Here is a 23,357-nt window from a genome sequence, read left to right as displayed (position 1 = left end):
GGCTCAGCATATGCTTAAATTTCTCAAGCACAACATTCTAACCTTTTACATCTATCTACTCGCTCTTAGAATTAAGCGCAAAAATACCATGTTTGTTTTTGTCGCGAGTACAGGAAGGTGTGGAACCAACACCATCTCCAATATTGTAGCTAAACACCCCGCTTTCGTTAGTGAACACGAGCCTTACCCGATAGTGTTGTCTGACAATAGTGAAATAAGTGATTTCGATGAAAAAATGCTTTCCATCCAAAAGCGAAAAGTCATCACTATCTTGAGAAGTGCAACTAAACCATTTTATTTCGAAGCAAATCACTTGTTTATTAAGAACTTCATTCGTGAAGTCATTAAGTTTATACCAAGAGATCAGATAAAAATTATTCACTTACAAAGGGACCCGGTAAGTGTTGCTTCATCTTTTTACGCTATTGGTAGTATCCCAGGGGTTACCGAGAGAGGGAAAAAATACTTACTGGATCCCAGCTCAAAAGATAACTTAATTAGGCTGAGCGAGTTGGGGCAGGAAGGTGACTACTGTCATGATTTTTACAAATGCCTTTGGTATTGGTATGAAGTAGAAGCCAGAGTTGAACATTACATGAAAGCGTACCCTCATCATGCATGGTTCGAGCTAAAAACCAAACAGCTCAATGACAAAGAAAGTATCTATGATCTGATATCTTTCCTCGGCATCGACAAATCAGAAGTAGAAAATTCACTCGATGTAGGAAGAAGGGATAATACTAAATCAAGTGAAAAGAAAAGCTTAGATGATATTAATCCACAAGAAATGCACGAGCACTTCGTCAAGCTGCTTAACAAGCACAACTTGTCGAAAAAGGCTGACTTAAAACAACAATGAAACATATCCTATTAACCAGCTTCTCAGGCAGCTTTGGAGGTATGGAAATTAGGATGCTTCAAGAAGCCCAATTGCTACTGAATTCGGGTTATAAAGTGACAATACTCATTAACGCGTTTAATGGTATCGATAAATTTAGAGATAAATTACCCCAAGGTGTCAAGCTACACGTAAAACGCATACCTTATTTCCTAGAGAACTGGAACCATTGGAGGTTGAAGAAGTTTCTCGCCTACTTTTTCTACAAGCGCTTTTTTAAGCGAGTCAAGCCAGATATTGTCCATGTTTTCTTGTGCTGGACGACATATGGACTAACTCATTTATGGGGAGCTTCTAAATCCGGCATCCCCACTGTTCTCAGTATTCACAATGTGTTTTTGGATGAGGCACTACCCGAATATGTCGAAACGCATTTACACGATTGCTTTAGTACTTGTCTGGGAGGATATGGTGTAACAAACTCCGCAAGGGAGGCGTTTGTTAACATTTTTCCAATGACTGCATCCAAAAACCTGACGGTTGTGCCCAATTGGGTTGATCTCAACAGGTTTTCTCCTTCACTTCCCCTAAAAAAAACCTTGCGCAAGGATTTGAATATTGATGAAAACAGCTTAGTGGTTGGTTGTATCGCTAGGCTTTCTGTACAAAAGAATATCCCTTACCTTGTCGAGGCTTTCGCCGACATAGCACATCAGCACAAAAACGTTTTTTTACTCATTGTTGGGGAGGGGCCGATGTATGATGATATTTTGAAAGTCATTGCTGATTACCCACATATTAAAGACATCAGTAAGGTGTTGGGGTTTCGGGAAAACGTCGAAGACTTTTACAGAGTCATTGATATTCATGCACTATTGAGCCTGAGAGAAGGGTTTGGTATTTCGACCATCGAAGCGATGGCCTCTGGGTGTATCGCCTGTGTCACCGATATTCCGGGTTCAAATGATGTTGTTGATAATGATGAGTTAGGGCTAAGGGTTCCACTTCACGATAAACACAAAGTGGTCGAACAGCTGTCAATTCTGTTGGAAAACCAACACAGAATAGAAAAGTTGCGCGCCAATGGGCTTAAAATGGTTGCAGAGAGGTACGAGAAACACGCCGTTGAGAACAAGATTTTATCTTTTTATCAGCGCCTAGAACTCAGTACCTCTAGAAAATAGTTACCTTATAATTGTATGAGTAACTTGGGATGATAAGTTGAATTAGCATGTTCACGAGAGCCAAAAACTTGAATCCCCCCATTTTCTCTTCTCAGTAGCAGACCAAAGTTTTCCATTTCTCCGCTATACCATTGCTTAACCAATTGGGTTACGTCTATCTCCACCTTATCACGGGTATTGCCGTCGGTTAATTCAACAGTTCCAAACGGCTCAAGCCCCCTGTATACGAATTCTGAGTCAGTCCAATCGCCTAACCTAAAATCCCAATATACAAGTGGTTGCCTGCTCCTTAAATCTCTTGTTGTTTCAGCTTCTTGCCAGTGGTTAGATACACCAAAAACGCCTATTTTGATGGCACCAAATTCAGAAATAGCACGAAGCTGTAATTTAGCGCTGGCAATCTCCAAGTCCTTTGGTAAGTATTCTACGGGGAACCAAATCAAAGCATTAGCGTTTGTTGCTACCCTAATACTATCGACATCTCCCAAATTTTTACTGGTTGAAGCATTTAGGCTAGCGTCAGCAATGGCATTCAAAGTCAAATCGCCGCCAATACTCGGTATCAAGGTTTCAACCGTGTTGGACCATCTTGATTCATGGTTATTAATATTAAATGAAACAACATTGAAAGATGCTCGAATTCCTCGAAAACTTACCTCGTAATCAAACGAGTTGTTCCTCGTTTCAGCAACAACGCTGCCATTGAGTAACACTTTATACCCTTGTATGTCAGTAATACCGTATGGAGCATCCCAAGCTAAACGTATCGTATCTTGATTTTGCTCTATGATTTCAAGATTCTTGGGAGCTGGTACCCGCTCCTGAAAATACAACTCCAATATTGGCCACTGAGTGGCAACTGAGTTTTCTTTAGATGCAAACGTTTGCGTATTCCCAGACATCAGCTTTCCTAAAAAGCCATGATTTGGGGTAGAGCCATCGAGCCAGCTGCGCACTAGAGTAGTGACATCAATAACCGACTGATTGGGTATGTCATCGTCTGTAAACTCGTATTCTACTTGCGGAACATGCCCATTTTCGAGCCCCTCCGCATCAACCCAATCGCCTAACTCACTTTCCCAACTCATATTCTGAGGCCGGTTTGCGAACTGGCGCGTAGCGCCAGCTTCTGTCCATGATTTTGTCACGGCAAAAAAGCCTACCTTGGCATCTCCAAATTCGCGTATTGAATGCAGTTTAAGCTTTGCTTCGACAAGCTCCTTATCTTGAGGGATGAGTTCGACCGGAAACTTCAACATAATATTTGAATTCCCTGCGATACCAAATGAGGAAGCCCCTCCCAAACTTTTCGTCGTACTGGAATTCAAAGAGGTATCTGAGGTTGGAAACATTGTCAGCAAGTCTTCTGGCTGCCCTTCCGCTCTGGGAATCTCCACTGACAAAGGTTCCGATGCTGCAGACAGGTTTCCTTCATTGTCCTCAGCCGCCACTGTGTACTGGGCTGTGACGCCATGTACCAAACTTCGATGAATGAAGGTTGCCGATTCGGCAGTGCCTACTTCCGTACCCATTAAGTAAATGTGATACCTGACGATGTTCTCCTCTACTGGAGACGCCTCCCAAGAAAGAGATAACCCCTGTTCATCAATACCTTCACTCAATAAGCCCTGAGGTGTGGTTAAATTCGGTGAGGGCACCGGTGCTTCTGGCCCTTCAATGGGCTTACCATCCACCAGTATAGTAACTTGTCTGGCTGCAGCTCCCCCCGCCCCTGAACAGTCGAGGCGGGCTATTCCGCTTTTGTCTAGCGTTAGCTGTTCGGAGCCAACAAGGGACTTTTCACCTTCCCATACGCCACTGGCTACACACTGCTCAGTGTTATTCGATTGCCAATCAATAGCAAAGGTTTGACCGGATTCAGGAGACTCATTGTCCACCGTCAATTGCAACTCTGGTGGTAGCGCGGTGGAATTTTCTATTCCCCCAACGGGTTGTTCCAGTGCAACCACCATTTGATCAAGGTAAATGGCAGAGGTTGAACAATTGCCTGATTTTCCCCCTTTATAAACATTCAGCCATACAAGGCGATTGTGAAGAAAATCATGACCTTTCTCTCTAAAATTGACGTTGAGTTTTTCATAGCTCAAGACACCATTAACCCAGCCTCGGATAGTGCCATCTTCGCTCCCCGGCGCATTCATCTGCACCTGCATTTCTATGCGATACCACAGATCCCTTTCCAGTACCCCACCATCCCCTTTGCCGCAATACATGTTGCCAGCGCGGCTGCTACAGCTGCCACCACCATTACTTGACTGTCCCCAATCATCCTCATCCCAATGACCTGCATCGCCAGTTCCACCGTACTGATTTGTATGGTAAATGTAAGAGCCAAAGCGCGCCGCAGCATTGGGTTTAGTCGCACAGGCGTTGCCATCGCTGCTCGAGCAGTCACGATAATTTGCGCGCATCGACCAACAATTTATCCCGTCTCCCCTCGCTCCTCCGTTACCACACTGATTAGAGGGGTCAGCCCATGTTCGAACATCCGCTAAGCCGGGAAACTTGCCGCCAGCACCGACGACATTGTCATCGGCGTCGCACATGTTCACGTTCCAGTCATCTGCTAGTTTAATGTAATAGCGTAAATACAAGTTTTGGGGCGCAGCATTAACTGCTTGTAAAGGCCAATATGCGCTGAGTGCGCGAGTTAAACCTTTTTTCATGTCTACTTTGAGACAACTTCCTTGCACACAATTATCATCAACAACTTGCGTATGCGTTAGCTGCTCTTGAGTCAGCCTTCTTGGCTGTGCCACGATAGGATCGGAAAGATAGCCTTTATCTTGCCACCAATTTTCATTGTCCCAAGACTCGCAAAATAATATGTCATTTCTGCCTGATAAGGCTTCTTCTTGCTGGCAGTCACCGAAGTTAAACTTGATATTGTCTGGCGAAAACTGGATATCGAGCGGCTTAGACGGCAAACTTTCATTGCCCGCTGAGTCAACCGCCACAATGGTAGCTTTATGCTCGGCTCCTCTTGGTAAGTTCATTGATTTAATAAAAGTATTGGGAGTAGACTCAAACAACTCACCATTGATATAGACCTTGTAGTAATCAACCCCGAGGTTATCGTCGCTTGGATTCCATGTTAACAATAGGCTTTTGGGGTAAGGTTCACTAAAGACTAAACCGGAAGGTTTGGCTGGGGGCTGGGTGTCTCGTATTTCCGACACTTTTAATTCGAAGCTATTGTCTTGGGTTCGGTTATAGACAACAAAACTATTATTTATCGAAGAATAGGCGAATCGACCAAATGTCCCGTTACTAATTTGCCGACCTGGGCCATTTTTATAGGCTACGCTTGTCCAAGAAAAATTTTCCATATCAAAGCGGTAAACTTTGCCATTACCATACCATGCATATATGTTCCCATCGCGCTCATTATAGGCAATGCCTGGTGCCATTTGTTCAACCACGAGAGCGTCACCTAGTAAGGGTAAATCTTGCCTTCTAAAACCTGTCTCTGGGTTCAAATCATAGAGAATTTGCTGCTTATCACCAATAATCAACATTTTTCTATTCACTGGGTCAATTGCCGCACTCACCCTAAGTCCCATCTGACCGTCGTCATTTAACAGTGTGTAGACGCCACCACCTTCTTTATACTCATAGCTATAAAGCGCCTTCCGGTTATGTAGAAAAACTTTACCTGTCAATGTGTCATAAGCTGATACAGCACCAGATACCTGAAATGGGATATCGCCAGAAGTGTCATCGATACGCCAGGTGTTAGTAACAGGGTCAAATATCCACGTAATTTCATCTGCCCCCCCCTGTTTGTTTGCTAACCCCCCAGAAAAAGCCCAGAGTTTATTAACATGATTAAGGTAGGCCATACCATCGTATGTATGTCGCGAATTAGGCTGGGTGCCATCAAACGGAAACAATTGACTCCAAGGAGGTTGCGCGCTTGGATCTGCAATAGGCGCTGGGTCAGTGAGCCTAGACATGGTCCAATTATTTGCATTGAGAGCATATATTTCATTACCGTAATAATCATTGTGCCCCCCTCCCCAGATGTACATAATGTTATTACTTTTATCAAAAGCAGCGCCATTCCACGCAAGTGTCACATTTTTACATTTACTTCTGAATTCGTAGCTACTGCCATTAAAACCATTTTCTGGGCAATGTTGTTGTAACGAGGTATTCTCTCGCTCTATCCATCCGAATTCATAAGCAAATGCGGGTACAATGGAGAGAAAACAAAGTAAGAGCACAAAGAGCCAATACCGTTGGTGACAAAAACTAAAGCTATTTTTTATAGAGAGCTCCATTTTTTTTCCTCTGGATTATCTTAATGAGGCCAAAAAGTCCGATACAACCTACAAGCACCTTTCAGTTTTACGCATACAACAGTATAGGATTAAAAAATAACCTCTCAACTGCTCTCCCTTAAAAAGTACACATATTGGGTGTCATCTACTGCGGAATTGTCGCCTTGCAACCACTGTAAAAGCTAATTAAACTCTTTAGTTATCTCATCCTCTATTTCTAATAGGGGCGTTAAAAAGAAAATATCTCGTTACAAGGTACGGATAAAGCGTAAAGCCCTGCCGTTGAATGTAGAGAATCACAAACGGGTGGAGAGTCACCCCATAGCTAATTGTAAGAATTGCTGTGAAAGGAGAGTGAGCGAGTGTTGTTCAATTCATTTGAATTTATTTTCATTTTTTTACCAATCACTTTTATCCTATATTACTTGATTGCCAAACAAAACTGGGATCGAATTGCAGTAGCATGGTTAGTTTTGGCGTCGCTGTTCTTTTACGCGTGGTGGAACCCAAGCTATCTGATATTAATCATATTTTCGATGCTATTTAATTATAGTATGGGAGTCGTTATAGCCAGACTCGGCAATGCTCGTAGTAGCAAGCTATTTTTAGTTATTGGCGTTAGTATAAATTTAGCCTTGCTAGGGTATTTTAAGTACACCAATTTTATCGTTGAACAGATAAACTGGGCTCTGGGGAACTCTTTCCATTTAGAAAAAATTATTCTCCCTCTCGCGATTTCATTCTTTACGTTTCAACAGATTGCTTATCTTGTTGATACCTACAGACATGAAACCAAAGAATATAACTTTTCTCACTACTGTTTGTTTGTCACATTTTTCCCGCAGTTAATTGCGGGCCCAATTGTGCACCATAAAGAGATGCTTCCTCAGTTTTCAAATGCCTTAACCTCTCGAGTCAACAGCAGAAACATGTCAATAGGGCTGACAATATTCACTATCGGTTTGTTCAAAAAAGTTATTCTTGCTGATAACGTTGCTTTATCTGCAACTCCAATATTTGATGCCGCAGGAAAGGGGGCTGCGATTACCTTTTTTGAAGCATGGGGTGGGGCCATAGCCTACACATTGCAGCTTTATTTTGATTTTTCTGGTTATTCCGATATGGCTATTGGTATAGCTTTTATGTTTGGAATTCAACTGCCCATTAATTTTAACTCGCCTTATAAAGCGGTAAGTATCATAGATTTTTGGAGGCGCTGGCACATAACGCTTTCACGCTTTCTAAGAGACTATTTATATATTGCTTTGGGTGGTAACAGGCACGGTAACACTCGCCGTTATCTTAATTTGTTCCTAACTATGTTATTAGGCGGAATTTGGCATGGAGCAGGCTGGACTTTTATTGTATGGGGAATGCTTCATGGTAGTTATTTAATGATAAATCACGGCTGGAGAAAATTGCGCAAGGATGTGCTCAATTGGTCAGACAATATTCCATTATGGGAGCATGTAACAGCTCGCATTATTACGCTGTTAGCGGTAATTGTTGGATGGGTCTACTTCCGCGCAGAAACCTTAGCAGGTGCCAACCATATGATAGCAACGATGACAGGTTTTAACGGACTATCTCTGCCACAATCCATGCAATCAATATTTGGCTCATATGCGGCTAATCTTAGTGACGTAGGTGTAATATTTGAAGGCATGTTTGGCGGTTATAAAGCTAATTTTGTAGAAGGTATCGTTTGGATTATCGCACTCACTCCGATAGCATTATTTGCGCCAAATTCAATGCAGATAGCTAACGGCCTATTCTCTCTAAATTTAGGGCAATTGACAGTAAATACGTACCACAGGATTAAGCCAAACCATACAGCCACTCTGAATTACATAGCCTGGCTCGCAGGAGTGACATTTGGAATTATAATCCTAAATCTTTTTAAAGTTAGTGAATTTCTTTATTTTCAATTTTAAGAGTGCTTGATGAATTATTTACACTACCTTGCTAAATTCGTCAGTGGTACTCTGGTAGTGTTGCTATTGACCTTTATCATCAATTTAATTTTTGATCCTCTGTGGTATATGGGGGGAAACAAGGTTGATGACTACAACTATGCATTTGATGAACGTACAAGCAAACTCAATTTGGTTGAAAACTCGGATTTCAATTGTCTTATATTAGGAAGCTCTCGAGTAACCTTTATTCGCCCCAGTGAAATAAAGAGTGCCACTTGTTTTAACTCAGCTTTTTCCCGTGCGGTGGTTGAAGAATTTCTCCCCTACATAAATAGGCTAAAATTTTCGGGAATGAATAAATTGGACTATCTGATTATTGGAGTAGATGGTTTCAATTTCTTCGGTGAATCGAAGTTCAAAAATATACCAAGAACTGCAGTTGCAGAGTCACCTCCTATTATTTTTGAATCCTACTTATCTTTCGATACTTTAGTTTTTTCATATCGACTTTTTACTGAAGACGCTAATTTACCTCGTTTTTATGATAAAAATTTTGAAGTAGATGTTCATAAATCAATACCTACATTTGATCCTAAGCACCAATTGGCAGGCGCTATAGAAGGTGGTTATTATCCGAGTAAGCTAAGCGAATATATGGAAGTAGTTGAGGTCGCTGAAGCTCAAGCCGTTATCTTCTATGTTCCACCATTAAGCGCATGGCATATCCAAGATCTTGATAAAAAAGGTGAACTAGAAAATTATATAAAGGCAATATACGAATTTGTAAATCAAGGGTTTACAATTATCGACTACTCAATAATTTCTCCCGTCACAAAGAATAAAAATAACACTTATGATGGGCATCACTACCTCCCTCATATCAATTCGCTCATCACTAGCAACCTCCACCAGATAATGAAAGGACAACGGCCTGAACTGGCTGATTTCGGCGTAGTTGTAAATAACTATTCATTTACATCATTTGTAGCACTTTATAAGGGTAGACTTGCTCAATTCAAGCAAGAAAATATTCATTAAAGACTTAGTAACAGGGATTATATTATGAGCAAACGAGTCGGGTTAATCTCCTACCCTATGTTATTTCAAAAAAAGGGAGGATTGCAGATTCAGGTACTAGAAACATTGAACGCACTCAAAGAGTTAAGTGTCGATGCTAGCCTAGTGAATGTGCTAACTGACGACCTTGCCGACTTTGACATTCTTCACGTTTTTTCATCGAATCACGGTAATGCGAATATTATAACCACCGCAAAAGACAAAGGTTGTAAAGTGGTCATATCGCCGTTAGCAGAAGATAAATGGAATGCCAAATATTCAACACGCAGTCGGTTAATAGAGCCCTTACTGAAAAAGTTTACTGGTTACCTAAACTACTCTTTTTTCTCACGCCTGTATGACGCCATGCAACTATGTGATCACTTTGTCGCGCTGGGACAAGCAGAAAAAACAGCGTTAAACCAAGCTTTTGACATTAACAATGATGATATAACCATCATCCCTAACGGTATACCACAGCGATTTTTTGACGCTTCTCCCGATTATTTTAGGCAAGAAACGGGTATCGAGGGAGACTTTGTTCTCAATATAGCTTCTATTGACCGGCGCAAAAACCAATTGGCTTTAGCCCAAGCAATGAAAGAGTACCTTCCAGACGCTAAGCTTGTCTTAATAGGCCCAGTATTAAAATCCAATGAAGCATATCTCAAGCAAATAGAGGCGGTGGGAAACGTGGCATATCTCGGCTCCTTCGATTACCAATCTGATATGCTGCCATCAGCTTATGCTGCCGCTTCTGTGTTCTCTTTGCCTAGTATACAAGAAGTACTCCCCCTTTCAGCGCTTGAATCTATGGCAGCTGGTACACCTGCCATTGTCACTAAAGTCTCTTCGATGGAATTCCCTTGTAAAAACCATGAATTTGCCCTAGTAGATCCAGAGAATCACGCAGATATTGCGAGCACTATCGAAAAAGCGACCTTACAGCCTCCCACAAAAGCTTCGTGCCAAAATATGGTCAGGCATTTAACATGGCATGCTGTCGCCAATCAATTGATTGAAATTTATGAAAATATATAAATAAAAGCTGAAATTATTTCGCCCCTAATTTAACCTCAGGTTTGGATAAGAAATAGTGAATAACAAATCAATTCAAATACTTATGTTTATTGTTGTCTTCTAGCGAGAAATTTTTGCTGATATCAAGGCAAATTTGCGCGTCAATAGCTAGTCTATTGCAAGTAAATTTAACGCTGGTAGCAGTAAAAGTAGCCGCTAGAAGCACATTAGTTATCCAGAGCTGAGGTTAATTTAAGTTTAATTAAGTGGTCGAGTTGTTTCAGCAGCGTAAAGTTCACGGCTTTTAATCACGGCAATAATCGCCAAAAATGCATATACCAATTCAAAGTACGCAAGACTGACATTTAACCCGGTGACACCATAGCCAACGAAAGCTAAAGAAATAGCGTTTGACAAGTCTTGACACCACCTCACCCCATTTTTCTTTGCTTTACTTGCATTTCTAAGGCTAACCCAAAAACCTGTAATCATCATCGACAGGAAAATAAAAAGCCCCACAAAACCGGCGCTCCCTAATACCTGAAAGTAAATATTGTGCGCGGCTTTAGGTTCAATAGAGTGTTCAATTACTGGGGTTTCAACGGGGCCAAAAAGTGGCGTTTCAGGGGCATAAATTCGCCACAAAATAGGATCCGTTGTCGCTTTGAATCCGCCGCCAGTCATAGGGTTATCAATGGCGATTAAAGTAGCAATTTTCCATGCCCATATCCGCCCAATGAACGAACCATCTTGAGTTGTTGCTGTTTCCACTGTTGACTGTCTTTCTTTCCAATCCTCTGGCGCATTTGCATATAAGACTGGCAGCGCCATTAGTGCGATCACTAAGTAGATAATTTTTCGATTAGACTTCAGCCACATCGCTAGTGCAAGTATGATAAGCCCGATAAAGCCTCCTCTCGAATAGGTCCCCACAATCGCAAGAACATTCAATAGTGCTAACGCCAATAGCCCCAGCTTTAATTTTTTATCCTCGGTACAACTCCACAAGTAAACCACTAACGGTAAGCACATGTTAATAGCGACAGCTAAATCATTTCGATCAGCAATGATACCGGAGCGCCCAACTATTCGATGAGCACCAGCCGATAAGACAAATTTCACCGCTTCCATCGCGGCATATGCCGACAAACCTAATACAACGGCCCAAATAAATGTGTTGATATCTTTTCGGGATTTTAAAATTAGTGTGATGAAAACGAATAATGCGAGCACCTTAACGAACTCATTATATTTCATCCAAGCATAGCCGCTGTCGACACGAAGGTTAAACACGGTGGATATCAACATCCAAAAGCCAAAGAAAAGCACCCAAAAATGAATGGACGTAAATTGCGGTTTCGGTTTTTCTTTCCAAACGAAATAAGATAGCGCAGTGAACAAAACAATCGTTAGATTTAACCTTAGGTCTTGCGAAAAGCCAAAAGCCCACTTTGCAGGGGCCATTAATGCAATCCACACCCAAGCAGCAAGGCCTGCGAGGGGCCGCTTAAAAGTGAAATAAACCGCGGCGCACATAAAACCGAGAAGCAATAGATCACGCATTACTTTTGCTCCTTATCACTTTCTTCTTTGGTTGCCCACCACATCAACACGATCATCGCAATGACATCTACGAGTAAAAATAAGCTATCTATCAATTTATGTGCCCTACATTGCTGATCACATATCGGAATTTGCCTGATTTTTCGGCGGCTATACTATTAACAATTTGCAGCTCAATGGTGACCTCAGCGCCAAGGCGTTGTTTGAAGCCGTCAATAATCTGCTCACTCATGGCTGGAGTTACACTTTCTTTGGGCACGAGGAGCACTCGTGTGTGCATCAAGGATTCCTGAATAATTTTAAATGCTTCAACACCTTGCATTTCTCGTAAGATATAAATCAGAGCCAGGCCATGCATCATGGTGCCGTCTTGGGCAATCACGAAATCGGTGGTGCGCCCTTCGATATTTTTAAGTACAGGTAAGCCACGCCCACATGAACAAGGCTCGGTATCTATCGCGCCAACATCACCCGTACGATAGCGGATAAACGGAAAGTCTGAGGTTGCCATATGCGTGACCACTATCTCCCCAGTTTCACCATCCGGCAGCACGCTACCCTCGCTATCAATGATTTCCACGATAATATCTTCGGCGCTAATATGCATCTTGCCATGCGGACAAGCATGGGCAATAAAGCCGGCATCTCGGCCACCATAACCATTGGCCACCGGTGCATTAAAGACTTGTTCAATTTGCGCTTGTTGATATGGATAAAGGCGCTCGCTGGTGACAAACACCACCTTAATGCCCACGTTATCAAGTGAGATCCCATGCTTTTGTGCCGTTTTAGCAATCAGGGCGTAAACCGACGGATAACCAAACAGCATTTTGGGTTTAATGCGCTTGATCTGGTCAATAAAACCAAGCAATTTAATTTCATCCATATCGAATGCCGGGATCAAGGTCGAACGAAATAGTTTATCGCGCGCGATACGCACTTTATCTTGTGCCCCCAGCTCAATCGGCGATCCCCAAGCAACGATCTCTTTGTCGCCAATATCTACATCCCACCAACGAGTCGCTCGCCATTTTTCGGCAACATCATGGCTTACGCGTTCATTACTCAGTAAGAAGGTAAGTGGCGTACCGCTAGAGCCTCCGGTGGTAAAAGGCTGTGTCGGGCCGGCATTAGCTGATGTTAACTGCTCGAAATGCTCGCGAATAACTGACTTGTCGAGCAACGGCAATTCAGCGAGCGCGGATTTTGCAGAAATAGCATTTGTTGCTAAGCCTAACCGTTTATACAAGTTGCGATAGTAAGGGACATCAGTCGCTGCTTTTGCTAAAAATTTTGCTAAACGTTGGTCGGCATTTCTTGTTATTTCTGCCTGACTCGCCCACTGGCTTTGCTCTAACTGACGCTTAATATGCACCGTATTATGCTTTTTTAACCACTCGTGTAGCGGGAACAATATGTTAGCAATCAGCTTTGTATATAACGGGCTAAACATTTGCTCGTCCTACCTTTTTTTGCTGCTCTGTTTGCTGACTTCTGCCCTGAATGGCTTGTTGGTAGCAAGCTTCAAGCTCTCGCCAAACATTTCGCCAGTAGAACTTTTCAATGGTTGTTAAGCCATTAGCTATTAACGTCTGCCTTTGCTCTGGCTTGGTCAGCAATGCCAATGACAGCTGAGTCATTTTGTCGATATCTTTAGGCGCAGCCAGCAACGCATTGTACTGATCTGACACTAATTGCGGGATGCCCCCAACATTACTGCTGACAATCGGTGTACCACACGCCAGTGCCTCGATAAGGGCGTTCGGCGAGTTATCGACGACACTCGTGTTAAGCATCAAATCAGCAGCTTTATATAAGTTTGCAACCTCATCTGGCGATAGTCGGCCGACAAACTCTACACTAGGCGCAAGCGCTAATTCTTGGCACAAGGCTTGTAGGTTTGCCAATTCTGGCCCTGTACCGGCCACTTTTAACTCAGCGTTTGGGAACTGCTGCCTGATGCCTGCAAACACGTTTATTGCGGTCGCCACATCATAAATAGCTTCCAAGTTTCGCGTCACAATCACCGTTGGCTTCATGGCAGACTGACGTTCAAGGCAATTAAAGCGTTGCTCATTTAGCACATTGGGGATGATTTTCGCTGTTTTACCGTAGTCGCTAAACACACCTTGTAGAAAGCTTGATGGCACCACAATATCATCCACTAAATCCAATGTTTTCTTCACTTGAGACCACGACTTGGCAAAAAAGTCGGCGGCATAGCCTCCCCGATAATTAAGCACAACAGGTTTGTTTAACTGCTTGGCTACTTTAATGGCTGGTGCAGCAAACAAGTGCCAAGACCACCCCGAATTTGCCATGATATGCACAAGGTCAACATCCGCTAGTTTTTGTTTCAGTGCCCGTTGGTATTGTACTAGCCTTACTAACGCCCGAAACATTGGGATCTTCCCCACCCATCTGGGTTCATAAGGTAGATTAACTTGAACAACTGTGACTTTTACGCCTTCTGATTCGAGAAAACTGGCAAATTGCTCGGTTTGATTAGCCATACCGCCTGCCGGTGGTGGCAAGGGCCCAACAATAGCTACGTGCTCAACACTCGCCATTCAACATCGCCTTTTCAGTTAACGCAGAATAAACAGGTAAGTAATTACTCACACTATTTCGCCAATTGCGTTGGTGTTCAACATAGCGTCGGCCATTATCAAGAATTTCAGACCAGGCTTGCTGTTGTTGAAAAATATCAATCACTTTAGTCACTAATGCCGCGCTATTATCAGCAGCAAATAAATAACCGGTTTGGTTATTAACAATCAGTTCATGATGGCCACCGACATCTGACGCCAAAAATAAACGCCCCTGTGCCATCGCCTCTAGTGGCTTCAGTGGGGTAACAAGATCCGTTAATCGCATCGATTTACGTGGATAAACCAATAAATCAATAAGTGAGTAATATCGACTTACCTGCTGATGTGGTACTCGGCCAGTAAATATCACGTGCTCATCAAGACCTAATTGATTAACCTGTGCTTTGAGGGCTGCTTCTTGTGGGCCACCGCCGACCAGCAATAAACAAGCATCTGGCATTTGCTCAAGAATAGCGGGCAGTGAAGACACCAATAAGTCCAAACCTTCATAGGCGTAAAACGAGCCAATAAAGCCAAGCACTTTTTTATTACTCAACTGCAATTGCTCAACTAAGTGAGCGTCCTTCTCGGTAATACGCTCGAACTGCTCAACATTGACGGCATTGGGGATCACCGTCAATTTCTGCTCAGCAACGCCTCTGGCGATTAAATCATTTTTGAGACCTTGGCAGATGGTGGTTACTGCATCCGCTTGATTAACGACATGAGACTCCAGCGAACGGGTCATTTGATAACGCAGATCACCCTCCTTGCAGGTACCGTGATCAACCGCGGCATCTTCCCAAAATGCGCGAATTTCATAAACCACAGGTATGCCCATTTTTTTGCCCGCTTTTAACGCCGCCAAACCGTTGAGGGCTGGCGAATGGGCATGGATAATATCGGGTTTTTCACGGTCAATCACTTCGAGAATACGTTTTTCCAAGGGCGAAATAATTGACCATTGATTAAGCACAGGCACTTTACTTAACAACCCCTTAGCTGGCGCGCTGCGGTAAAAGACCAGCTCATCCACTTGCTCAACCAAAGCCTCAGTATTGCCGTGCTTAGGGCTAGTCACATGACAGGTTTCAATGCCTAATTGATGCTGTGTTTGTAATATTGCCCGGCTTCGAAAAGTGTAACCACTGTGCAGAGGGATCGAATGGTCGAGCACATGTAACACTTTCATCACTAGCTGGCCTTGCTTTGACGTAAAAACGACTCAAACATCATCAGTGTCCACAGCGAAGCACTGTTATCGCGTATGCCTTTAGCATGCTGGTCAATCAAGGTTTTGAGCTGCTTTGAAGAGAAATAACCCGACTGCCCCATGGTTTCACTTAATAAACTATCGTAGAGACGATCTTTGAGTGGTCCACGGAACCAATTAGCCAGTGGTACAGAAAAGCCCATTTTCTTGCGATACAGCACATCATGAGGCAAATGTGGCTCCATCTGCTTTTTCAGTGTACTTTTACCAACCCCAGCTACCAAGTTCAAATTCGTTGGTGCATTAAAACCCCACTCAACAAACTTATGATCTAAAAATGGCACGCGAACTTCCAATGAGTGGGCCATACTGGCGCGATCAACTTTTGTCAGAATATCGCCAACTAGGTAGGTTTTCATATCTAAATACTGTGCTTGCTTGATCGGATCAAGTCCGGTGAGTTTGTCGCGATACTGATCAAACACCGCAATGGAAGAGTAGCCGTTTAAGCTCTGTTGATATTCTGCTGAAAACAGCTTCATCCGCTCGTCTTGGCGCAGAATCGACATTGAGTTGTGATAGCCCTGCACTGTATCAAGTGCCATAGATTGAAATGTCGTTTTCCCTCTTAATACTCTTGGCGCCCAATCCATTTTGGGATACAAAGCACCTAACGGCGCGAAAATAGGCTTGCGTAGCGAAAGTGGTAACATTGCGCGCACTTTTTCTTCATGGCCATGCAGACGATAACGCCCATAACCCGCAAATAACTCATCAGCACCATCACCAGAAAGCGCAACCGTAACATGCTTTCGCGCTAACTCACAGACGCGATAAGTGGGCATTGCCGAACTGTCGGCATAAGGTTCATCGTACAAAAATGCTAACTTGTCGATCAATTCAAAATCATTTTGATCGACCATTTCGATATGATGATTTGCCTTATAGCGTTGGGCGACTTGCTTAGCAAAATCAATTTCATTAAATTCCGCGATATCAAAGCCAATAGAGCAAGCATTAACAGGGTCTGCTTGCAGCTGTGACATCAAGGCGACAACGGCACTGGAATCGACACCGCCCGATAAAAATGAGCCTAACGGCACATCGGCAACCATGCGAATATCGACAGCTTCTTTCAATCGCTCAACCAACTGCTCTGCTATTTCATGTTCAGTGAGTTCGACATTGCTATGAACGGGAATATCCCAGTACTCCTGTTGTTCAGGCAATTGTGTTTGACCACGAATCACAGTAAAACAGTGGCCAGGTCTCAGTTTATAGGCGTTTTTATAGATAGTGTAAGGCTCAGGTACATAGCCAAAGGTAAAGTAGTCTTCAACAGTGGTATCACGCAATTTGCGATCAAAACGAGGGTGCTGGGTTAGTACTTTAAGTTCTGAGCCAAAAACAAAATGGCCATTATCTAATAGCGAAAAGTACAAGGGTTTAATACCCAATCTGTCACGGGCAACAAATAAGGATTGCTTATTTCTATCCCAAACCGCAAAGGCAAACATCCCTCGTAAGTGATGAACACAGTCTTCGCCCCACTCAAGATAAGCGTTTAATATAGTCTCGGTATCACCATCGGTATTGAAATGATAGCCTTTAGCTTTGAGCTCAGCATGCAGGGCTTTGAAGTTATAAATTTCCCCATTAAACACAATCACTGCCCGGCCACATGCGCTTGTCATCGGCTGTGGGCTGCCTTCTAGATCGATAATCGACAAACGACGATGTGCCAATGCTAGCCCCGGCTCAAAATAATAATCGCCAGCATCGGGACCACGATGGACCTGTTTATCATTCATCGAGGCAATCAGATCTGCCTCTATCGCTTGCTGCTCGGTAACATGAAAAATTCCAGCTATGCCGCACATGTCTTACCCCTTCCTGAGACTTTCTGTTGGTATAACGATGTGTAAAGGTCATGATACTTACCGACCATAGACTCAATACTAAAGTGTTTAATGCAATGCTCCCTGACCTTTGAGCTGTCTTTTTCCAAAAGCTCATGGTGTATCAGATATTGAGCCATTGCATCAGATAATGCCGTTACATCGTTAACTTCGACCAGGTGAGAACTGTGATGTTCTGCCATGATTAAATCTGGGTTACCGCCAACATTGGTGGCAATCACCGGTAACCCTGATGCCATCGCCTCCAATATCGTGTTGGATATGCCCTCAGCAAGTGATGGCAGCACAAACACATCCATTGCCGCCATTGTTTGCGGAATATCGTCACGATGTCCAGCAAAGCAGATGTCCTCATCATAGCCTGACTGTTGAGCCGTTGCCGTTAACCGCTCTTTCAATACTCCATCACCAACAATTAATAGCTTTGCTCGATGAGCGTTTGGCGTATCACTTTGCTTGAGTTTTATAAACGCATCTAAAAGCTGTTGATGATTTTTAACTTTAACTTGTCTGCCGACCGTGCCAAAAACGAGGTTAGCTGTTGTTGTCGTGGAAAAGCCAAAGTCATTCCCTTTCGTATGTTGGGAAAACTTGTCAACATCAACCCCATTACAAATATGCGTAAGTTTGTTTACCGGCACAGCTATCTTATGCTCTAAATAGGCAAAACTCTCTTTTGATAACGCCACGTAACGATGTATGAAAGGCTTAAAAAATTTTTTGATCCGCTGATTCTTCTTATTGCCTCCGTTGAGGTCGTTAACATCCCAGCCATGCTCGCCATGGATGCGAACAGGAACACCAGCAAGCCAAGCCGCTACTTGCGCCTCTAAAGGGTTTAAGTTTCTTGAGTGGCAAATATCAGGCTTTATCTTTTTTAATAAGCGCCAACATGCGATCAACCATGCTATGCCCTTCCCTGGCTTTTTGTGTAGGTCATATACTTTGACATTACTGGTTTTTATGCGACGAAAAAAATGAGGATCGTGCTTTGATATACAGATAATCGAGTGGCGATAATCCTGTTCTGGCAAGTGATTAATTAAATTGACGACACCATTTTCTAAGCCGCCCGTAGCAAAAGAGTAAATGATATGTGCGATATGGATTTGAGGCTGACTCATCAATTAATTACCCACTTGATTGAGTGTGATTTGATTTATCATCGAATCAGCACTGTTAAGCAAGCTAGCCACAATGTTTTGCTGTTCAGTAGCTAAACTAGAGGCCGCAACAAAGTAAGCAAAATCTGCTTGGCCGGTCAGCAATGCCAATGCTTGATGTAACTTGACGAACGCTGGGCTGACAACTTTCCTGTTACCAATTTGATACCAATATAGCAGCGCCCTTTCTCGACCTTGAACATCTCTTAACAGTAAATAACGATATACTTGCCCATTATCATTGTTTGTGATGCGATCGATCACCGTCCAGCGCTCAGCGTCATAAAGCTTGTTTGCAAAGCTAACTAACTCGCCTTCACTTTGTTTGTTGCCGTACCGCGCAAAAAACAACTCGGTACCATTAGTTTCACGCTGATAATTAGACTGCATCGGTTGCGTAAAACTAACCCCCCAATTTGACGCTGGCATTGGCATCACGGTAGCTGCACTTTCGGGTAACTCAAGTACATTGATATTGCGTTCAACCAACCAAGTCGCCATCATTAGCAAACACGCCGAGGCACCAGCCCAGAGCTTATTACGCTGTCCCTTAGACTTTGTCGATTCGCCATCACTATAAAGCTCTGTTTTACGCTCTGGATCAGCAAACTTGCCGCCTACCCAAAACATCAACATGATGACAAAACCAAAGAATATCCAGCCATAGACCAAATGATCAGCCCCAGTGGCATATTTCATATCCGAATAATGGGCGATAATCACGATTAAATACGCTCTGACACCGTTGGCTAAAATCGGCAACAAGAAGGCAAATACAACAAACAGTAACTGCTTTTTAAAAGAACGGTAGGTTAAGTAAGCGTACAAAGTGCCGACCGCCATTGAGGCTATTAAATAGCGGATGCCAGAGCAGGCGACAGCGACTTCAAACATGCCGGTTGGGATTTGAATATACCAACCATCGCGAAACACAGGAATACCGTGAACTTTAAGCAGGAATACCGTGATCCAAGCGGTGATATCTTGCAGGTCAGGTATCAGGTTTTCTCCCATTGGCACAGCAAACAGCAGGTAAGCAAGTGGAAACTTGTATCGCCAGGCCAAGTGATTGCCGATCAACATCCAAACCAATGAAACCAACACCAAAACTGCCGCAAGCTGGCTCAGCACATTAATATCTGCCGCAAAGGCGAACAACCAGACAAAACAACCCATGAGTAAAAATGGCAGAGGCAGCCAGGTTGACTGCGCTCGGGCAGACATTAAATAGGCTCGGTCGCGATACAACAGCCAAATCACGATCGGCAAAATAAAATAGCCATGAGCAAAGGTATCAGAACGTCGCCAAATCGCTTCCATTCCAGCAATGCCATCCCAAAAAACTAGCACCCAGCCAGTCATCAACACGGCAAACATCATCATAAACTGTCGGCTGTTAATCGCCATCATTGGCTTGAAACCTCCTAAGGTTCTATTTGATAAAGTTTAGCAAGCGGTGCCAGCGTTGCTTGCCAAGTAAAGTGTGCTTCAATCCAAGCGCGATTATCTATCTTAACCTGCGCTGCCGCTTTTTGCGCCGGGCTAACCAGTGAGATTACGGCTTGAGCAAAGTCTTGAGGGTCGTCATGCACTTGGCAGAACGTATGACTAGGGGCATTGATGCCCTCCATCGCCATGGAAGTACAAACAACAGGCTTGTCTAGTGACATCGCCTCTAGCACTTTGTTTTGTATACCGCGTGCAATGCGCAGCGGCGCCACAATACACTCGGCTTTCGCCATAAAGGGGCGAATATCTGCTACTCGTCCGGTGACGATAATATCTTGTTGTTTGCCAAGTGCTTTAATTTCACTCGTTGGATTACCGCCAGCGATAACAAAACTCAGGGATGGCTCCGCCGCTTTAACAATCGGCCAGCAATGCTCGACAAACCAAAGTACCGCGTCGACATTCGCCCAATAATCCATCGCACCAGTAAAACTGATAAAACGCTCTGCTGGCAATTTATTGTCATGTTCAAGCGTTGCACTTGGGTTGAAGAAGCTAATATCTACGCCGTTTAAAATACCTTTGACCTTAGGGCGATCATTTGTGGCCTGGCGGTCTTGAAAAAGCTGGGCTTCATCAGGGGAAACAAACAAGGAGGCATCAAATTGCTGGCAGATGCGATCTTCATAACTTGCTAATGTTTTAAACTCTCTTTGAAAGACAAACTTGGCAAGCCCAGATTTGCTATCGGCATATTGACGCCATTTATCAGAATCAACATCGACGAAATCGATCACACGCTGACAACGCTCAAATACTGGCGCTTCACAGAACTGTGCCATTGAAGACGAATAGATAAAGACTTTCTCGATGTTATATTGCTTTATCGCGTTTTCACACCAAACAGCCATCGCACTATCGTAGTAGTACGGCAAGGTGATGGGCTTGCCAGTTACAAATGCTGATAACCCTTTGATCTTAGCCAGCAATTTGTTTTGTTTGCGATAAAACAGTTGATGACAATATTGCTTGAGTGTCTCGACATACTGTTCATCGTAGGGGTCATCGATAAAGCAGCCAAGGTAAACATCGTAATGTTTGTTCAGCATTTGCAATATGTTGAACGAACGAATCTTATCGCCTTTATTCGGTGGAAATGGAATGCGATGACAAAGGAAAAGCAGTGGCGGTTTACTCATAGCGCATTACCCTAAATACTTCGACAGCAAGGGACCAAGCCATTGGCTTATGGTCAATGGTAATTTCTGCCACAAGCGGATAAACAACTGGTATTTCGGATTGTTAGGGCTCAAATTCGGCAGCTCTTTCGCCGTGACGAGATAATAATAATAGTGCAAAGGCTCTGGAGTCATGCCCCAATTTTTCTTGTATTTAAATGGACCGCTATCATTTTTACTGCGCCCAAAATCATACCATTGGCAACCTTTTTCGCGTGCGTGACACAGCACTTGATAGTACATAAAGTCAGCACTTTTAAGCGCTCTGGCGGCATCATCGCCACCACCATAGTAAGGCAACACTTGCTGTTGATAATAGAAATTCATCACCGCGCATGACGGCTTTGCTTGGCTATCCTTGACGATAGAAATATCTACTTGATCACCAAAATAGGTCAACAGCGCGGCAAAGTAACGCTTAGTGAATATCGGTGTGCCTAGGTTGCGATAACTCGTTGCCAACAAGTGATAGAAGTCATCGAGGTTGCGCCCATGAGTAATCGATAATTTATTGTTCAAGGAGTGACGAATAACCGCTCTTTGTTTTTTCTTGACCCCTGCCAAAATAGCTTCGTCGCTTTCAGCAATCTCACAACCAAAAGTACTGTGAACTTGTTTGAGTAGAAAATCATTTTGTTGTGCTTGTCGATAACGCAGCTCTAAATAATCGACTTCAAGCTGCTCCGCCAACTGACAAGCACGCAGCTCTAACGCCTGCTGAATTGCTCGATTATCAGCCAACACCCCGCCGTACACGCAAAATGGCGTAGAAACTAATGCATGGCCAAATAGCTGACTCTTCACTTGCACTAACGGCAGAATGCCAACCACTCGATTGGCCTGTTTGGCCAGCAAATAATGACAAGGGTGGTTAAACACTGATGAAATAACTTGTTGCCAGTTACTTAGATGAAAGAATGAACCTTCTGGATGAGCGTTAACATATTCATTCCATTGCTCGTGCTCAGTTGACAACACAGTGATCACTGGCTGCTCTGCGGTATCTGATGAACTGTTGATCGCGTTATTGTTCACATCCATGATCCCCATGCGTCTACCCCTCTAAATACACGGCCCGCATTGTCGACCATTGATAATCATTGAGCAGTTTTACCACTTTGCCTTCCATTCGAGATAAATTGATGTAATGACGCACTTTCGAGCGCAGTGAGGCGCCATTAATTCTTGGCTGCTCAGGATCAATCTCCCACGGATGAAAATAAAAGCTGTAAGGTGCTGACTCTTGCGACAGATATTTGTCTATTCGACGTTTTGAAAACGAATAGGGGTAAAGCCTAAAATAACCGCCACCACCAATACCAATGTTGCTGCCGTTTTTGCGAATCGTCGGTACAGGAATTTCAATAATGCCCTCGTCGCGTTTAAATTTGAATCGCGGCCAATGCGGCACCCCATAAAGATCATGCTCAATGGGATAGGTACTTGAGCTGTACTCAAAGCCCAATTCCACCAGCACTTCATAAGCCCAGACATTTTGCTCACCAATAGAGAAGCTCGGCGCGCGATAGCCCAGCACGGCTTGACCACTGGCTTGCTCTAATAACGACTTACTTTTGGTGACATCTTGCGTAAACTGCTCTCTGGTCATAGCTATGGCGCGCTGATGGTCATAACCATGGCTTGCAAGTTCATGCCCTTGGCCGACAATATCTCTGATCAGCTGTGGACAGTGCTCAGCAACCCAGCCCAAGGTAAAAAAAGTCGCTTTCGCATTGTGTTGCTCAAACAGCTCTAACAAACGATAGGTATTGTGCTCGACACGCAGGGGCAATTTTTGCCAATCCGCGCGCGAGATGTTTTGCTCAAACGCGGAAACGTGAAAATAATCTTCAACGTCGACAGTCATTGCTTGGTGGGTACGCTTACTCATTATTTGCTACCT

Annotated in this window: 16 protein-coding genes; 5 read left to right on the top strand and 11 right to left on the bottom strand. The window is 43.5% G+C overall.

Annotation, left to right across the window (positions count from 1 at the left end; genetic code table 11):
* The first annotated feature begins 10 nt into the window (after window positions 1–10).
* Both DXX93_RS00650 and DXX93_RS00645 read left to right on the top strand, forming a co-directional pair.
* Complete coding sequence (locus DXX93_RS00650) at window positions 11–859, top strand: sulfotransferase domain-containing protein (RefSeq protein WP_116006373.1); 849 nt, start codon at window positions 11–13, stop codon at window positions 857–859.
* Window positions 856–2,022, top strand: a complete 1,167-nt coding sequence (locus DXX93_RS00645; protein WP_116006372.1) for a glycosyltransferase family 4 protein — start codon at window positions 856–858, stop codon at window positions 2,020–2,022. Before DXX93_RS00650 ends, DXX93_RS00645 begins: the two co-directional genes overlap by 4 nt.
* A gap of 5 nt (window positions 2,023–2,027) precedes the next feature.
* On the opposite strand, the gene DXX93_RS00640 is transcribed toward DXX93_RS00645, so the two are convergent.
* On the bottom strand, window positions 2,028–5,999 hold the full coding sequence (locus DXX93_RS00640; protein ID WP_181902097.1) for a DNRLRE domain-containing protein: 3,972 nt from the start codon (window positions 5,997–5,999) through the stop codon (window positions 2,028–2,030).
* A gap of 689 nt (window positions 6,000–6,688) precedes the next feature.
* Here DXX93_RS00640 and DXX93_RS00635 point away from each other — a divergent pair.
* The 3 genes from DXX93_RS00635 to DXX93_RS00625 are packed head-to-tail and all read left to right on the top strand — an operon-like array spanning window position 6,689 to window position 10,339.
* Complete coding sequence (locus DXX93_RS00635) at window positions 6,689–8,260, top strand: MBOAT family O-acyltransferase (RefSeq protein WP_116006370.1); 1,572 nt, start codon at window positions 6,689–6,691, stop codon at window positions 8,258–8,260.
* Between the two features lie 9 nt (window positions 8,261–8,269).
* Window positions 8,270–9,280 (top strand): hypothetical protein, encoded by a 1,011-nt coding sequence (locus tag DXX93_RS00630; RefSeq protein WP_116006369.1) that lies wholly within the window; start codon window positions 8,270–8,272, stop codon window positions 9,278–9,280.
* Window positions 9,281–9,304: 24 nt separating this feature from the next.
* Entirely contained in the window at window positions 9,305–10,339 is a 1,035-nt protein-coding gene (locus DXX93_RS00625) for a glycosyltransferase family 4 protein (protein WP_116006368.1), read from the top strand.
* A 237-nt stretch (window positions 10,340–10,576) separates the two neighbouring features.
* Here DXX93_RS00625 and DXX93_RS00620 read toward each other — a convergent pair whose 3' ends face one another.
* The 10 genes from DXX93_RS00620 to DXX93_RS00575 all read right to left on the bottom strand — a co-directional run bounded on the left by DXX93_RS00620 (window position 10,577) and on the right by DXX93_RS00575 (window position 23,345).
* Complete coding sequence (locus DXX93_RS00620; RefSeq protein ID WP_116006367.1) at window positions 10,577–11,881, bottom strand: putative O-glycosylation ligase, exosortase A system-associated; 1,305 nt, start codon at window positions 11,879–11,881, stop codon at window positions 10,577–10,579.
* Window positions 11,882–11,972: 91 nt separating this feature from the next.
* Window positions 11,973–13,334, bottom strand: coding sequence for a phenylacetate--CoA ligase family protein (locus tag DXX93_RS00615; protein ID WP_116006366.1), 1,362 nt, complete (start codon window positions 13,332–13,334; stop codon window positions 11,973–11,975).
* Complete coding sequence (locus tag DXX93_RS00610) at window positions 13,327–14,451, bottom strand: glycosyltransferase family 4 protein (RefSeq protein ID WP_116006365.1); 1,125 nt, start codon at window positions 14,449–14,451, stop codon at window positions 13,327–13,329. Before DXX93_RS00610 ends, DXX93_RS00615 begins: the two co-directional genes overlap by 8 nt.
* Window positions 14,438–15,664 carry a TIGR04063 family PEP-CTERM/XrtA system glycosyltransferase gene (locus DXX93_RS00605; RefSeq protein ID WP_116006364.1) on the bottom strand — a complete coding sequence of 409 codons (1,227 nt, stop codon included), beginning with the start codon at window positions 15,662–15,664 and terminating at the stop codon, window positions 14,438–14,440. Before DXX93_RS00605 ends, DXX93_RS00610 begins: the two co-directional genes overlap by 14 nt.
* A 2-nt stretch (window positions 15,665–15,666) precedes the next feature.
* On the bottom strand, window positions 15,667–17,565 hold the full coding sequence (locus DXX93_RS00600; protein ID WP_116006363.1) for an XrtA/PEP-CTERM system amidotransferase: 1,899 nt from the start codon (window positions 17,563–17,565) through the stop codon (window positions 15,667–15,669).
* The gene (locus tag DXX93_RS00595; RefSeq protein ID WP_116006362.1) at window positions 17,553–18,728 is read right to left on the bottom strand and encodes a TIGR03088 family PEP-CTERM/XrtA system glycosyltransferase; all 1,176 of its coding nucleotides are present in this window, start codon (window positions 18,726–18,728) and stop codon (window positions 17,553–17,555) included. The genes DXX93_RS00600 and DXX93_RS00595 overlap by 13 nt, the downstream gene beginning before the upstream one ends.
* Before the next feature lie 3 nt (window positions 18,729–18,731).
* Complete coding sequence (gene xrtA / locus DXX93_RS00590; protein ID WP_116006361.1) at window positions 18,732–20,177, bottom strand: exosortase A; 1,446 nt, start codon at window positions 20,175–20,177, stop codon at window positions 18,732–18,734.
* A gap of 14 nt (window positions 20,178–20,191) precedes the next feature.
* Window positions 20,192–21,415, bottom strand: a complete 1,224-nt coding sequence (locus DXX93_RS00585; RefSeq protein ID WP_116006360.1) for a TIGR03087 family PEP-CTERM/XrtA system glycosyltransferase — start codon at window positions 21,413–21,415, stop codon at window positions 20,192–20,194.
* 6 nt (window positions 21,416–21,421) lie between these two features.
* A complete protein-coding gene (locus DXX93_RS00580; RefSeq protein WP_258872554.1) occupies window positions 21,422–22,504 on the bottom strand; it encodes a FemAB family XrtA/PEP-CTERM system-associated protein in 1,083 nt (360 codons plus the stop codon).
* Between the two features lie 4 nt (window positions 22,505–22,508).
* On the bottom strand, window positions 22,509–23,345 hold the full coding sequence (locus DXX93_RS00575) for an XrtA system polysaccharide deacetylase (protein WP_116006359.1): 837 nt from the start codon (window positions 23,343–23,345) through the stop codon (window positions 22,509–22,511).
* Window positions 23,346–23,357: the final 12 nt, after the last annotated feature.

The sequence above is a fragment of the Thalassotalea euphylliae genome, assembly GCF_003390335.1.
In the GTDB taxonomy this organism is placed as follows: Bacteria; Pseudomonadota; Gammaproteobacteria; order Enterobacterales; family Alteromonadaceae; genus Thalassotalea_F; species Thalassotalea_F euphylliae_B.
This window is presented reverse-complemented; position numbering and strand designations above follow the sequence as displayed.

Excerpts from the sequence above, each read along its gene's own strand:
- DXX93_RS00625 (WP_116006368.1), top strand. The coding sequence starts at position 9,305 with ATGAGCAAACGAGTCGGGTTAATCTCCTACCCTATGTTATTTCAAAAA.
- DXX93_RS00585 (WP_116006360.1), bottom strand. The coding sequence starts at position 21,415 with ATGAGTAAACCGCCACTGCTTTTCCTTTGTCATCGCATTCCATTTCCA.
- DXX93_RS00580 (WP_258872554.1), bottom strand. The coding sequence starts at position 22,504 with ATGGGGATCATGGATGTGAACAATAACGCGATCAACAGTTCATCAGAT.
- DXX93_RS00600 (WP_116006363.1), bottom strand. The coding sequence starts at position 17,565 with ATGTGCGGCATAGCTGGAATTTTTCATGTTACCGAGCAGCAAGCGATA.
- DXX93_RS00650 (WP_116006373.1), top strand. The coding sequence starts at position 11 with ATGCTTAAATTTCTCAAGCACAACATTCTAACCTTTTACATCTATCTA.
- DXX93_RS00575 (WP_116006359.1), bottom strand. The coding sequence starts at position 23,345 with ATGAGTAAGCGTACCCACCAAGCAATGACTGTCGACGTTGAAGATTAT.
- DXX93_RS00615 (WP_116006366.1), bottom strand. The coding sequence starts at position 13,334 with ATGTTTAGCCCGTTATATACAAAGCTGATTGCTAACATATTGTTCCCG.
- DXX93_RS00640 (WP_181902097.1), bottom strand. The coding sequence starts at position 5,999 with ATGTCTAGGCTCACTGACCCAGCGCCTATTGCAGATCCAAGCGCGCAA.
- DXX93_RS00610 (WP_116006365.1), bottom strand. The coding sequence starts at position 14,451 with ATGGCGAGTGTTGAGCACGTAGCTATTGTTGGGCCCTTGCCACCACCG.
- DXX93_RS00630 (WP_116006369.1), top strand. The coding sequence starts at position 8,270 with ATGAATTATTTACACTACCTTGCTAAATTCGTCAGTGGTACTCTGGTA.
- DXX93_RS00620 (WP_116006367.1), bottom strand. The coding sequence starts at position 11,881 with ATGCGTGATCTATTGCTTCTCGGTTTTATGTGCGCCGCGGTTTATTTC.
- DXX93_RS00645 (WP_116006372.1), top strand. The coding sequence starts at position 856 with ATGAAACATATCCTATTAACCAGCTTCTCAGGCAGCTTTGGAGGTATG.
- xrtA (WP_116006361.1), bottom strand. The coding sequence starts at position 20,177 with ATGATGGCGATTAACAGCCGACAGTTTATGATGATGTTTGCCGTGTTG.
- DXX93_RS00595 (WP_116006362.1), bottom strand. The coding sequence starts at position 18,728 with ATGAGTCAGCCTCAAATCCATATCGCACATATCATTTACTCTTTTGCT.
- DXX93_RS00605 (WP_116006364.1), bottom strand. The coding sequence starts at position 15,664 with ATGAAAGTGTTACATGTGCTCGACCATTCGATCCCTCTGCACAGTGGT.